This is a genomic window from Photobacterium sp. Alg240-V54, from assembly GCF_900537155.1.
Lineage (GTDB): Bacteria > Pseudomonadota > Gammaproteobacteria > Enterobacterales > Vibrionaceae > Photobacterium.
The window spans coordinates 52,444-67,702 of the sequence record NZ_UNRL01000003.1; the positions used below are offsets into that span (position 1 = coordinate 52,444).

General features: G+C 29.6%; 12 protein-coding genes. 1 reads left to right on the top strand and 11 read right to left on the bottom strand.

Annotation, left to right across the window (positions count from 1 at the left end; translation table 11 throughout):
* The first annotated feature begins 201 nt into the window (after positions 1-201).
* Positions 202-2,574 (top strand): YgiQ family radical SAM protein, encoded by a 2,373-nt coding sequence (locus tag G6R09_RS09405; RefSeq protein ID WP_065167811.1) that lies wholly within the window; start codon positions 202-204, stop codon positions 2,572-2,574.
* 120 nt (positions 2,575-2,694) lie between these two features.
* On the opposite strand, the gene G6R09_RS09410 is transcribed toward G6R09_RS09405, so the two are convergent.
* The 11 genes from G6R09_RS09410 to G6R09_RS09460 form a co-directional block, all read right to left on the bottom strand.
* Positions 2,695-3,663, bottom strand: a complete 969-nt coding sequence (locus G6R09_RS09410; RefSeq protein WP_087846188.1) for a polysaccharide deacetylase family protein — start codon at positions 3,661-3,663, stop codon at positions 2,695-2,697.
* Between the two features lie 253 nt (positions 3,664-3,916).
* Positions 3,917-5,647, bottom strand: a complete 1,731-nt coding sequence (locus G6R09_RS09415) for a hypothetical protein (protein ID WP_163921979.1) — start codon at positions 5,645-5,647, stop codon at positions 3,917-3,919.
* Positions 5,647-6,453, bottom strand: coding sequence for a formyltransferase family protein (locus G6R09_RS09420; RefSeq protein ID WP_087846190.1), 807 nt, complete (start codon positions 6,451-6,453; stop codon positions 5,647-5,649). Before G6R09_RS09420 ends, G6R09_RS09415 begins: the two co-directional genes overlap by 1 nt.
* Positions 6,454-6,503: 50 nt before the next feature.
* A complete protein-coding gene (locus tag G6R09_RS09425; protein ID WP_087846191.1) occupies positions 6,504-7,607 on the bottom strand; it encodes a glycosyltransferase family 4 protein in 1,104 nt (367 codons plus the stop codon).
* 77 nt (positions 7,608-7,684) lie between these two features.
* Positions 7,685-8,638: a polysaccharide deacetylase family protein gene (locus G6R09_RS09430; RefSeq protein WP_163921982.1), complete on the bottom strand. Its 954-nt coding sequence runs from the start codon at positions 8,636-8,638 to the stop codon at positions 7,685-7,687.
* A gap of 14 nt (positions 8,639-8,652) precedes the next feature.
* Positions 8,653-9,723 (bottom strand): EpsG family protein, encoded by a 1,071-nt coding sequence (locus G6R09_RS09435; protein WP_163921985.1) that lies wholly within the window; start codon positions 9,721-9,723, stop codon positions 8,653-8,655.
* Positions 9,723-10,796 carry a glycosyltransferase family 4 protein gene (locus G6R09_RS09440; RefSeq protein ID WP_087846194.1) on the bottom strand — a complete coding sequence of 358 codons (1,074 nt, stop codon included), beginning with the start codon at positions 10,794-10,796 and terminating at the stop codon, positions 9,723-9,725. Before G6R09_RS09440 ends, G6R09_RS09435 begins: the two co-directional genes overlap by 1 nt.
* Complete coding sequence (locus G6R09_RS09445) at positions 10,750-11,979, bottom strand: glycosyltransferase (protein WP_087846195.1); 1,230 nt, start codon at positions 11,977-11,979, stop codon at positions 10,750-10,752. Before G6R09_RS09445 ends, G6R09_RS09440 begins: the two co-directional genes overlap by 47 nt.
* Positions 11,972-12,742, bottom strand: coding sequence for a glycosyltransferase family 25 protein (locus G6R09_RS09450; RefSeq protein WP_163921988.1), 771 nt, complete (start codon positions 12,740-12,742; stop codon positions 11,972-11,974). Before G6R09_RS09450 ends, G6R09_RS09445 begins: the two co-directional genes overlap by 8 nt.
* A gap of 8 nt (positions 12,743-12,750) precedes the next feature.
* Positions 12,751-13,833 carry a glycosyltransferase gene (locus G6R09_RS09455; protein ID WP_163921991.1) on the bottom strand — a complete coding sequence of 361 codons (1,083 nt, stop codon included), beginning with the start codon at positions 13,831-13,833 and terminating at the stop codon, positions 12,751-12,753.
* A 1-nt stretch (position 13,834) separates the two neighbouring features.
* Positions 13,835-15,259: a lipopolysaccharide biosynthesis protein gene (locus tag G6R09_RS09460; protein ID WP_163921993.1), complete on the bottom strand. Its 1,425-nt coding sequence runs from the start codon at positions 15,257-15,259 to the stop codon at positions 13,835-13,837.

The following is a 15,259-nucleotide window of genomic DNA, read 5'->3' on the forward strand; positions in this document are numbered from 1 at the left end:
ACGGTTATTTATTCGCCGTTGATCGTTTATTTATAACTTAAATATTTCTAATTTTAGTGGCTGCGAGCGCAGAAGAAACCGCTATAGTTAACTGTCTAACTCCAATTTACTAAAACCTTGTTTAAGATCAGGATTTATAATCACTAGCCAGCCTTTTTATGAGCCGCTATAATTCCCGCCTCAAAATATAGAGGTCAAAACATGCACACTAAAGTAACACCTATTGATAGCTATCCTAAGTATTGGGCTGAATGCTATGGCACAGCTCCATTCTTGCCAACATCTAGAAAAGAGATGGACGCTCTTGGCTGGGACAGCTGCGACATTATCATTGTTACTGGTGATGCCTATGTTGACCATCCTAGTTTTGGTATGGCAGTTATTGGTCGTTTACTTGAATCTCAAGGATTTCGCGTTGGTATTATTGCGCAGCCTAAATGGGACAATAAAGACGATTTTATGGCGTTGGGTAAACCGAATCTTTATTTTGGTATTACATCCGGCAATATGGACTCAATGATCAACCGCTATACCGCAGATCGTAAGTTGCGTAAAGATGATGCTTACACTCCCAACAATGAAGGTGGGAAACGTCCTGATCGTGCCGTATTGGTGTATTCACAACGCTGCCGTGAAGCCTACAAAGAAGCACCTATCGTACTAGGTGGTATTGAAGCAAGCTTACGTCGCCTTGCACACTATGATTATTGGTCTGACAAAGTTCGTCGCTCAGTATTAATGGATGCAAAAGCAGATATTCTGTTATTTGGTAACGCTGAACGTGCACTGGTTGAAGTCTCGCACCGTATCGCTAATGGCGAAGATATCAAGTCATTAACTGATATTGCAGGCACTGCGGTAATGATCAAAGACATTCCTGAGCGTTATCAGGAAATTGATTCATCACGTATTGAAAAGCCTGGTCGTCCAATGGTGATGCAAAACCCTTATGCGACCGAAGAAACTTGTGCGTCTAATAAAGAAGAAAAAGAAAAACAGCCACAAGTTGTTCACGTTCGTCCATCACGCCACGATGCTGAAAATACAGTTGTACGTTTGCCTTCTTATGAAAAGCTAGCCAATGACCGTATTTTATATGCTCACGCAAGTCGTGTAATGCACTTAGAAACTAACCCTTATTCTGGACGTGCATTAATTCAAAAACATGCTGATCGTGAATTATGGATCAACCGTGCACCGATTCCATTATCAACTGAAGAAATGGACTTTGTGTTTGGATTACCGTTTGCTCGCGTACCTCATCCAAGTTACGGCAAGGCAAAAATTCCAGCTTATGACATGATTAAAACCTCGGTTAACATCATGCGTGGTTGTTTTGGTGGGTGTTCATTCTGTTCAATTACTGAACACGAAGGTCGTATTATTCAAAACCGTTCTCAAGAATCTATTCTTAATGAACTAGAAGATATTCGCGATAAAGTTCCAGGTTTTACCGGTACTATTTCTGATTTAGGTGGCCCGACAGCTAACATGTATCGTCTTGGCTGTTCTGACACTCGTGCAGAAGCTAACTGTCGTCGCCCATCATGTATCTTCCCTAAGATTTGTGAGAAGCTAAACACAGATCATAAACATCTGATTGATTTATATCGTAATGCTCGTAATGTTAAAGGCATTAAGAAGATCATGATTGCTTCTGGTGTGCGCTATGATTTAGCGGTCGAATCGCCAGAATACGTGCGTGAACTTGTTACTCACCATGTTGGTGGTTATTTAAAGATCGCACCTGAACATACAGAGAAAGGCACACTTGATCTGATGATGAAGCCAGGCATGGGTACCTATGACCGCTTTAAATCAATGTTTGAACAATACAGTCAAGAAGCAGGTAAAAAACAATACCTGATTCCATACTTTATTTCAGCACACCCAGGCTCAACTGACGACGATATGTTGAACCTTGCATTGTGGCTTAAACAAAATGATTACCAGTGTGATCAGGTACAAAACTTTTACCCATCACCAATGTGTAATGCCACAGCAATGTACCATTCTGAAACTAACCCGTTGAAGAAAGTGAAGTACAAAGGTCGTGAGGATTTATTTGTCGCTAAAGGTGAACGTCAACGTCGCCTACACAAAGCACTATTGCGTTACCACGATCCACTAAACTGGCCTCTTATTCGTGACGCACTAACAACAATGGGCAAGAAATATCTTATTGGTAATCGCCCTAATTGTTTAGTACCAGAAGCTGGTAGTGAAGCAGAAATGACTCCGGCAGAACGTCGCGGTTCAGGTCGTCACGGTTCTAAGCGCTTTGCAACAAAGAACCCAAATCAGCCTGATATTCGTACCGATGGTAAGCGCCCACAAGGTAATCGAAATGGTAAGCCTGTAGGTAATGGTAAACCACAACCAAACGGATCACGTAATAGCAATCCAGCAAAAGCAGGCACTAGCAGTAACCGTGGTGGCAGTAATAACACCAGCACCAATGGTAACCGTAATGGAAAGCCAGCCCAGTCAAATAGTCGCCCGACTAACCGTAATGGTAAACCCGGTGGTCAACGCCCAAACGGTAAACCAACACGTAGCCGCAACGGTGCGTAAATATACTGATTAGTGGATATTTATAACCGTTCAAAAACGCCACCTATTTTATTAAGTGGCGTTATTTACAATAATTTCAAATACCTCTAATAATTAAAATCACTTATATCTAATTTATTGCTAAGCTACTAATTTTTTAATATTTCTCATTCTACCTAATGATTTATATTTAGCCTCAAAATAAGAAATAGCATCAAAAGTAAATCGATTATGTATTTTATTATTATTTTTACTAAAATCATCACCTACAAGTAAAATATGATTAAAATCTGATTCTAATGCATATTGAATGTTTTCTTCAGTTGCACTTCCGTTAGGAAAAGCATAAATATCTGTTTTTATATTAATATCGTTCATAAAATCTCTACACATATTCAAATCATTAATAAAATATTTTTGAGATTGTTTAGACATAGAAAGATGTTCATAAGAATGTACTCCTATTTGATGATATGTTGAGACCTCCTTTATTTCATCGATAGTCATCATTGCAGAACAAAGAAATTCAGAATATTTATAGATATAATCCTTTATTAATTTCTGGTGAATGATAAAATTATTATAATCTAAGTTCTTAATTTTAGAAGATATATAGTATCCTAGTTTGTTTCTATTTTGTAAATCCTTCCTCGTAATGCTAGGTCTTATAGGTAAATTCAATATTAACTCATCAGGAGCATTACCAATAAAATCTTGTAGATATACATTGATAGGAGACTCTCCAGATAAAACACATGAAGGGATAATGTTTTGGTTCACCTTTATGTTATGCTTATATAAAATAGGAACTGCATAATCAATAAAATCTTTATAACCATCGTCAAATGATAAAATCAAATCTGGCTTATTTTTATCTTCACCCGTTTCACCAAATAAAATTATATTATAATTTAATTTTAAATAAATTATAATATCTTCAAATAAAACAGGGTCAAGTGGACTATATATACTACCATCAAAAGGAGCGACTCTGTGAAAATTAAGTATTGTTAAAATAGAGTTATCTGTTAATAGTTGCAACCTGCTTTTGACCCTAAAGTCATTAGATAAAATTCGAAAAATATTTTTTTTTGTAATATCAATTATCATAATAAACACTCATTAAATCTAATATAACTATTAAGTAAAACATATTTTACCTTTTATCATGCGATCTCTAAGTTATTAGATTAATATAGTTAATAATAAAAATATAATAAGAGGGTTTAACAGTAAATGTTAAACCAAGTTTTTTAAAAAATACACGATAACATCAGATGTATTATCTAGTATGGTAACCTTAGTATTCTATACATCAAGATAGTTGAGCCTAAAACCTAATCTATTAATCTTGGTGAAAATATTATTTAATATATGTATCAATTTTAGCAAAATCTAAAACTATTAAACCTTCAGTAAAATTAAAAGTATGTGTTGCAACTATAGAATCAAAATAATCTGCCGCAACTTCAAACTGAATATCTTCTTCATACTTATATCGTGATATTTCATTAACTTTTGATACCCCAAAAGATTTACCATATAGATCACAACCTTGAATTTGATAGACACGGTATATATTTTCATCATCAAAGAAAAGTCCACCATTACGACCAATTGATGCATTATATATAACAGGGTTACTTTTATGCTCTACCCAATCACCATTCAGTAAATCTTTAGAATAGAAAAGATGTAATTCAGAATAATGATCATTTCCTAATAGTGATGAGTCAACATTAGACATCATCCACCACGTACTATCAACTTTAACAATATTAGTATCTGCAGCTGATATATTTTTTATTAAAATTTTTTCTAACTTCCACTCTAATGGGAAATTAACACATTTATAAAGTCTAATATCTTTTGCTGAACAACTTTCAGGGCACATATAAAGATTATCACCATCCCTAAATAAATAAGGATAAGATAAATGAAATTCTTCTTCTAAAGCTACTCCTAAATATTTATACCCTTTAGGATCAATTTCATATACTGTAATTAACCCTTTACGTACAGCAAAATCATAATCTTCAACGAAACAATAATGTTTATTTCCTTGTTTTATAATAAAAGGGTCTGCTAAATAATGATTATCCGGATTTTCAATGATAGTAGATTCAGACAATGACACATCACACCAACTATCTGTAAATTGATAAGCAACACCCCAGGTTATCGTTTTTGATGTAATGCTTCTCCAAGCTCTAATATAACAACAACAAAATAGCTTATATAAATATAATATTTGAACTGATATACTAGGTACTGAATATGAAGGGAACATTGATCTATGCTGATTTACAACATGATAATGAGCACGCTTTGAAGCAATATTTTCAACTAATTTGTGAATAACTGAATTAGACTTAGAATATAGTCTAATTAAATTTAAGGTGAACATAAAAGACGTCATAATACTTCCATTAAAAATCACATCTTCTATTTTTTTTAATTTATAATTAGTTACCTTCACACTAAAACTAGTAGTATCGTGCTTATTAAGCACATCATAAAAACCAGCACATAAAGAACTACTAAAAGTAGTATTCGTATAATTTAATGAGATGACACCAGAAGGAAATAATTTTAAAAGTTCGTCTGGAATTTTTTTACTGCCATAATGAATTAATAAATCAACATTTTCTCTTCTTATTTTTATAATTTCATCTTCGGTATATCTATAGAAAAAATCACCATTTAAAGCACTATTATATATATTAAAATTTCTGATTGATAAGTTCTTTATATTGATTTTAAAAAAATAATTATTAACTATTTTTTTGTTTTTAATTAATAGAAAAACTTCAAATTTTATAACTAACTTCAAAAAAAGTTTTTTTATAAAAAGATAAATATTAGATAGTAACGATATATTAATTTCTTTAATAGATGGAAATTTAAAAAAACAATAGTGCGTAATAGTAAATTTAACATCATATACCTTAGAATCTAAAGCTACATCTAAGAAGTCATAAATTTGTTTTGTATTATTATCATCATCTAATAAAACACCAACTTTTAATTTCCTCACCAATAATCCCTTATAAACAGCCAAACTTAAGTAAACATAGTCACAAAAAATATACATTATTTTTTCTTATAATTATCAGTATTTACAAATAGTACATCATTAATATTATTATTTATATTTTCATTAGAAAAATAGAAATAATAATTATATAAAGCTTTAATAACTTCTTTCTTATTCCAATCCTTAGTTAAATATAAATGTCCTGATGATATTTCATGTTGACTTATATTTTGTAATGGCTGTTTGTTTACGTAAGCCTTAATTACCTTACTGTATATATCATGGGCATGATTCATTACTTTAATATGTAATTCAGATAATGATTCATTACCTATTAGAGGACATTTTTCTGTAACAATTAAATTACCAGTATCTATGCCATCATCTAGCCACATAACGGTATTACCTATTAAATGAAAATTCCGATTACTTAGACACCAATTAGTACAATTCGGACCACCTTTTACATAAGGAGATATACCTGTATGTAAGTTCATAATTTTAGATGTTTTTGAAAGCTCTTTGATTAACTTTGCACCCAGTAAATTGGTACCTGAAACTATCACTAAATCAGGACTTTCATTAACTATAAACTCTAAAACTTCATCTGAATTAATATCATTAGTTGAAACTTTTAATACTCTACTTTTGAATTCATCTGTAATAATGAAAGAACGTTGCATTTTTCTCCAAGCTAATGATAAAGGTAGAGCACAAATACTTTGTATAAATTTACTATATGATTTCTTCTTATTATATTTTTTTGATACCGTTACAACTGATGAAATAGTAGCGATTTGAGACACTTTGCTAATAAGTCCCCAATGGTTAGGTTGATCACCTATAAAAGCAACAATTTTCATAAAACCTCTGCTAAATGTCTGAAATTTATATTTGTTATATATGAATTTAATTAAGCTAGTACTGAAATAGTTCTATCAATGACAATAGATTCATCAAACTCTTTTTCAACTTTTAGCCTCGCGTTGCTGCAAATTATCTTATAAGCATCTTCAGGTAACATTAGTATTTTCTTCATTGCACCAGCTAAAGATTTGCTATTCCTCGGTTGACACAAAAATCCATTATAACCATCTTTAATAATATGCTTACATCCAGGGACATTCGTCGCTACACTCGGCAACCCCATAGCTCCTGCCTCAATTAAGGTTTTAGGCATCCCTTCTCTATATGATGGTAAAACAACACAATCAGCCTTTGCATACACACTAACAACATCATCACTGCTCCCTAGCCACTCAATGAAAGGATATTTAATCCATTGGTTCACTACATTCATAGAAATAGATGATTTATTCTTATTATCAATAAAGCCACATATTTGTAATTTAAAATCAAAGTTCTCTTGATACAAAATTTTAGCAGCTTCAACAAGTTCATTTAGACCTTTATCAGACAAAATCCGACCAACAAAAAGAAAAGTAAAAACATTTCTATAAGATTTATATAACACTGGATAAAACTTCTCCGTATTTACACCAGAACCTGGTAATAATTCCAATTTAAATTTATTGACTAACTTATTATCTGATAACATAGAAAAATCATCTGGATTTTGACAAAAAACTTTATCGGCATAAGGTTGGGATAATTTGTATAGTATCCTGACTATTTTTGATATTAAATTATTATTAATAAAAGCAGTCCCTAAACCACATACATTATTTATGACAACAGCACCATATATCTTAGCAGCCCAAGTTCCATATACATTATTTTTCAATGTATAATTGAAAACATAATCGGGTTTTATTCTACGATAGAGACATAATAGCTGATATAAAGTGATTATATCTTTATATACATTGTAACCTTTATTATCCATATCAATATTAGACCAATAGCATCCAAGTTCAGACATTAGCCTTTTAGAATAATTATCTCGAGGTGAAATACAATAAACTGTATACCCTTTATCAATAAACGCTTTAATTGATGATTGTCTGAAGTTATATAAATACCATGATGTGTTTGCGGAGAATACAATTACTTTCACTTTAATAAATCCTTATAATAAAGTTCAATAGAAATTATAATAAATAATAAACCACTAACATATAGTTAATGCCTAAATTAAACGCCACTCATATTTTTACTTACCATTCCATATTTTTCATTTAGTATTTTGTATTTATCAATTATTTTAGATAAATGATTTATATTTAATTCGACGTCAGAACCAAAATTATGTGGATGCCACCATAAATGATAGCAATGTCCATTTATAGCGGCATGTTCCATTTCAACTAATACTCTTCTGAGTAATAATGCTGAAACTAATGATGGCATTGTACGAGATATAGGTCTTAAAAAACGGCTTGCTGATATATTAGTCATTCCATTTGTTATCGATGCCTTATACCCATGATACCCATCTATCGGTAAGACGCTGTCAAAAGCTTTAAATCCTCTAACTAAATTACTTCGTTGATTTTGGGATTTCTCCTGATATATAAGAGAATTAGGATTACTCCTATAAATATTTATATTATGTTTTTTACATACTTTTAAATAATCATCAGAGAACTGGTTTCTTGGAAAGACAATACTTTTTATATTTATGTCATTATCCGTTGCAATAGCTAATAATGATTTAGTATCAGCATCAAATTGCTCTAACGTTTGACCTTTTTCTAAGCAATAATAATGAGAAAATGTATGAGATGATATTTCTTGTCCATTATTTTCTAAAATCAATTTTATTAAAGATGGAGCAAAATGATATGGATCTGTTTTTTCTGAATCTCCTACACAGTTTGAGAGGTAATCGTAAGGGTTATACCTGTTATTTTCATATGATGGCATCTTATCAGGTAAATATTTAATTATTTCATTTTTGTTATTAGCAAACAAAAAACCTACAGTCGCCCATGAAGCATGAATATTGTTTAATTTAAACAAATTTAAAATTTTTGGTATTGCTTTACGAGCACCAATAATATTATTACCATAAGATCTAATTCTCCTCTTATCAAATACACCCCACATTAGTTCAAAATCTATTGATATTATAAAAATACCATTCATAATTATCTCCAATCTTATAGGTAGCTATCATATGGAATCCAAGAACTTGCGTGCGAGCCAAAAAAAAGCCAAGAAAACAAAACAATAAAATAATATAGATAGGTTAACGTAATAACAAAAAACTTATCCCAATACTCAAAAATATCAAATAAATTAGCAAAAACTAATATTTGAATAGGTATTAAGTAAATTGAAAAACGATCTATCATCGTTGATAAATTAGGGAGAAAAACCAAACAAAATAATAATAATAATGATGATATAGAAAGAAGATAAGTAAGATTATATATTGGTTTAGTATAATTAAACCTACTTTTAAAAAGAATAAATATAATTGATGGTATAACGCATAGAATTACTCGCATCAATGCACCAGGAGAAGTATAACGATTACTCTCTATGTATGTATAAATCATTGCGTCAAATGTATTTGTCATAAATAAATAAATAATAAAATAGACAAATAGTGAACAGAAAAATACTTTTTGATATGTAGGCCGCTCCGTAACTATAAATGCAAGAGGTATCATAACAATTGCAGTTTTGTGAAAAATAGATCCAAAAAGAACCAATAAAACATACCCTCTGACATTATCATTACTTAGGCTTATAATTGCTAACAGAAAAAATGAAATAGCGATAGCCTGTCTTGAATATCCCATAGATACAACCAAAAAAAGGTACGGGAAAGAAATTATTAAAGATATAAATGTACTGCTTTGGTTATTACTAAATTTCAATAAAGCAAATGAAAATATAATACCGCATGTTAAATTTACGCCTACCATTCCAAAATCAGAATGATAAGATAAATAGTTTATTATCTGATATCCAAAATCCTTCATTTGTAGAACTTCATAAAAGGATAAGGTTTTCATTAAATCATAGTAATATTTATATGAAAACCAATCAGGACCAATCTGGTACCTTAATCCTATAATTAAACTAAATGATATGAATATAATGAATAAGATAAAATTTTTACTATATATAAAATATCTAGTTTCTATGATTTCGTTTTTTTTAAAATCAAAAACTATTGAAAAAAAAACCAAAGAAAAGAATACAATGAAATATATCTCCATTATGCTACCTTAGAAATTATTTTTAGTAGGACATCCTGCTGTATTTGTAAGGAATATTTATCTTCTACTGATAATCTTGCTTTCCTTGAAAAATCTTCGTATACAAAATCAGAATCAACAATTCTATTTATAGAATCATACCAAGAATTTTTTTCATTTATTAAAAGACCACAGCCTAAATGATTTATTATATTTTCATTAGTACCAACCGATGATGCAACAACCGGTATTCCACAAGCCATATATTGTATAAGCTTATACCCACATTTACCTTTTTCGAAATTTTCATCTGGTATTGGCATTATACCCAAATCAAATTTTTGAATATAACTGACTTCTGAATCTTCGCTCCATGGTAATACTTCTATATTACAATAAGGAAAATGATTAACTATATCTTTATTAGCACCAATCATAACCATCTTGTATTTTTTATTTTTCAGTAAATCTATAATATTTGATTTAATCTGTAATATATATTTTTGTGTATAAGGAGAACCAATCCAGCCAATAGTGACCTGACCACAAGGTAATTTTTTATGAAGTCTAGGGTACCGACTTATATCTACAACTGTTGGTATTAACTCTATGTTTTTAGCACCAGCCAATTCAGCATGTTGATATATATAGTTATTTCCAACAATGACTACTTTAGCATATTTCATAACCTTATCGATTTTTTTAGATAACATAAATCTAACTAATTTATTATTTGAACTATCATAATTGTGAAAAATGGCATCATCATAATCAACAATATAATTTATATTTAAAATGCTCATTATCCATTCAAATAATGATGGCAGATATGGAAATAATTCTTTTTCTATGTAAATTAAGTGATATTTCTTAACAGAAAATAAAGTAATAAATCTTTTAAAATAACAGTAAGCTATTTTAAATACTGACTTAGTATTTTTAGAGTAATACGAAGATAGATATTTATCGTCAAACAAGTATGAAACTGTTACCTGGAATTCATTAGATTCAAGAAATGGAATATATTGAAACGTTCTTAACCTAGAACTAGCACCCATCCTTGAATACTTGGTAAACATTAATATTTTTTTCATAAGATACTCTTTGATAAATTTTGTTATACCTTTTAGCGCCAACATCTGCAGAAAATAGTTCTAATGCAGCTTGTTTACACCGTCGAGAACAATCAGGATCAGCTAACAAACTCTTCATTTCATTTAATGCTGTAATTAAATCCTGTTCCGAGTTATTTTTAACCACAACACCAATATTGAATTTTTTAATTAGATTAGCCATGTCACCAACACCTTCATTCCCTAATATAGGAATACCACAAGCCAAAAATTCAGCCATTCGTGTAGGAGCAGAACCTATTTTGCTGATTCCGGAAGTAAAATAAAGAATAGCAAAAGTCATATCATTTATATTAGACTGAATATCTTCTGGTTTTGATGATTTAATTTCTATTTCACTAATTGAATATTCTTTAGCTAGACCGTATAAAAAACATTGATCGTCTTTTGTAATCAATTTCACCTTTGAACTTTTGAATACTTTTTCAGATAATTTTAACGTTTGAAATAACCAATCACTATAATACCAACCACTTATAATAGTACCCATAGTACCAATGATGATATCTTGATTAGTTTCCTTTATATCATTTTTAAAACGAGTTAAATCTACACAAGTTGGAATTACTGAAAATTTATCTTTTGATAATGTTGGATTTTGATTCAATATATAAGGTAAAGCGGCGTTGGTTAAACTAACAATAGCTGCAGAATCATTAAATAACTCCCTTTCAAAGAACTTTAACATTTTATAAATAATAGAATCTTTCTTTAAACGTTCATCATCAACCATTTCTTCTAACCAAAGAGCACGCATATCGAATATAAATGGTAATTTAATTACTTTTCTAGCCAAATAAGCAGCAATACTAGGGATATAACTTCGGCAATGCATAAAATCAAATTTATATTTATTATTTAACTTGTATATATCAAAGATTAAATTAGTTAAATCCCAAGAAGTAGCAAATAGTCTTGGCTTTTTATGATAGATTCTAGGTTTCCAAATTATATTATTTTCATAGCACAATGATTTTAATTTATCCACTTGTATTTTATTATCAAAATCATCTTTCTTTTCAAATGTAATTAATATAAACCGATAACTACAAGAAAGACGGGTTAAATAGGCAAGAATTTGAGATTGCCCTAAGGGCTCAAGTATTCCTGTATAAGAAAGATATAATACTATTTTTTTATTCATTATTATTTAACCTACACCTTGCTAGTTGTGAATATTCATTTACATATTTATAGTTGCTCTCACTCTTTAATAAAATATATCTTAATCTTATATACCTAAGATACTTATACAGTTTACCTTTCAATAAATATTTAGAAATTTTTATGGCTAATGAATCATCTTGCGAGTATCCAATACTAGATTGGAATCCATTTATTCTGAAAGATTTATTATAAAGTATTCTGGGATTATTAAATCCGCCCTTTGAAAAAAGTCCATGCCAATCATCAGCAATGAACTCTATATTTTTATTAATATCATATAATTTTTTTGCTGCCTCACTACCAATAACATATACAGCTGTAGTTCGTACATCTTTCATTGATAATGGATATACTAATTTTCCATTATTTAATTCCATTTGGTCATATAATGAGTATTTAGCTGTAGTTATATTTCTATTATACAAAAAGATTATTTCATCTTCCTTTATTATACTTTCTATTTCATTTAATATAGCATCAATGTTATTTGGTAGAATAACATCATCTTCAATAATACATGCACTTTTATTTCCAGATTTGAATATTTCCTTATATGCTTCAACATGTGACAAAGCACAACCTACTTGCCCATCATTAAATTCTTTACAATATGAATTTCTATTTATTTTTGTCCCATCGACTCCAATTATTTTATATTTTTTTTTACTTTTCTTTATTTCATTATTAATATGTAAATATCTTTCTCTTAATCGTATTATTGATATTAAATATATGTTCATAATAATCTCTAAAGTATATTTAAATACTTTTCCGCAATAATATTCACAGAAAAATCAGATGCTCTTTTTCTTAAAAAATTAATATCAGTATTAGAATTTAACTGTTTAATTATATTTTCAGAAAGTAATTTCTCATCATTAATTGGGACCAAACATCCATATGCTCCATTACCTAGAATTTCCCTAGGTCCATTATCACAATCAACACTAACTACAGCGACACCATAATTTAGTGCTTCCAAGATCACTACAGAAAAACCTTCATAATGAGATGATAACACGAGGAGATCTGCGTTAAGGTATATATTTTCTAATTCTTGGCCTTTTTTATTTCCTACAAAATCGATCTTATCTGATATTTCTAAACTTTTAGCTAATGACTGTAGTTTTTCTTTCATTTCACCATCACCCACGATGGTTAATTTAACATTTTCATCTTTTAACAATACTAATTTAAATGATTTTATTAATAATTCATGATTTTTAGCCCATTTCAAACTACCAACACTTATCACATTCTTTTCAATATTTTTTTGTTTACATATTTCACCTTGGTATAATTCAACAGGATTATATATTGTTTTTATAGATTTTCCTTTCAACCAGCCAAGCTCCTCAAGATCTCTTGATGCATTATTAGATACATTCAACCGACAATTAGCTAAAGGATAAAATATATTAATACTAAGTCTAAAGATAAGTCTTTTAATTTTATTTTTTATCCATGGCGTTTTGGAAAATGTTGTATGATCACTTAATACTAAATTCACTTGTGAGAATGAAATAAGTTTAGCTATTACTCCAACAATTGTTAATGGCCACATAATACACAAGAGTGAATCCGGCTTTTCATTCCTTATATAACTTCTTAATTTCAACAATCCAAAAAATTCTTTTTTCTCATTCTTTACACTTAAATCTACAATATTGACCTTTTTATTAACATCACTGATTAGTTCACCTTTTTTATTCATCAAAATAAAATCAACTGATATATCCTCCATTTTTGAAAAGTGATTAACTAAAATAATAGCGACACGTTCAGCTCCACCAACAGTTAAATTTGGAATATAAACTGCTATTTTTTTCATATTATATTCTCTGAGAGATAGATGTTAAATTTAATCTATTAACTATAAATAATATTAATATTACATATACAATCAAGGATATTAGCAATGTCCCTAATATATTAACAATATAATTTTCACAAGATGAAAACATATATTGACCAAAAAGCCCTGATATTATCGTTACAATAAGTATTGGAAATATTATTTTAATCTGTTCCGTTAAAAAAACTTTACTTATTTTACCACTTATATGTCCATATATAAAAAATGACAGATATGCATCAATTGATATCCCTATACAAATATATTCCAAACCAAAATTAATACTTATAGCCAATATGACTAGTGTTATTATTCTAGTTATAATTTCTAATTTTAGTATTTTACCAGGTAAACCTTTAACATATAAAAAGTTACTATTTATCGATTTTATAGGAAAAATCATCGCTCCTATACAGAGAATAAATAACAAGTTAGAAGTAGATTTCCACTGTTCACCTAAAACAAGACTAACGATCGGTTTTGAAATCACAGCCAAACCAAACATTAATGGAAATACTATTAGTGAAGATATTAACATTGTTTTTTTATATGCTAGTTTTAGCCTATCCTCATCATTTTGAATCGAGCAAAACATAGGATAAGTAACACGTTGTATAATGTTAATGACCGTAATACTTGGTACACTTGATATTGTTCTTGCTAGGCTAAAAACACCTAAGTCTGTAGATATAAATAATTTTCCAATAATAATTTTATATATATTATCGAAGAATGTTCCAATTAAACTTGCTGCAAGTACTTTTGAACCAAAACCAAATAACACATCAAATGATGCTTTTGAAAATCCGCATTTAGGCTTCCATGGATTAACTATATTAAGTAAGACAATATTAATAATGTTAAAACTTAAAGATTGAAAAACAATCGCCCATACACCATATTGGTTATACGCTAGAAATAAAGCTATTAGCGAACTACATATTACACTTATCAGTGATATTATTGCTTGCCTTTTGAAGTCCATTAATACTGTTAATCGAGTACGCTGAACTATAGTAAATGAACTAAGTATTATATTAATACCTAGTACACGGGCGAGTATAATTAACTCAGGCTGTTGATAAAAATCTGAAATATAAGGAGCAGAAAAAAAAATTATTAAATAGCATACTGATCCAACTGCAGTACTAAAATATAAAGTAGTCGCATAATCAGCTTCACTACGATCTTGTTTTCTAATTAGTGCACTACTAAAACCACCGTCAACAAAGTTTTGAGAAATTGCAATAAATATTGCTAACATGCCAACTAAACCAAAGGCATTAGGACCAAGCATGCGTCCAAGTATTAACATGATGATTAGTTGGACTGCTTGTGTCACTATTCTCTCAATTGCACTCCACTTTATTCCGTTGACAGTTTTTTGTTTTAAACTATTCAT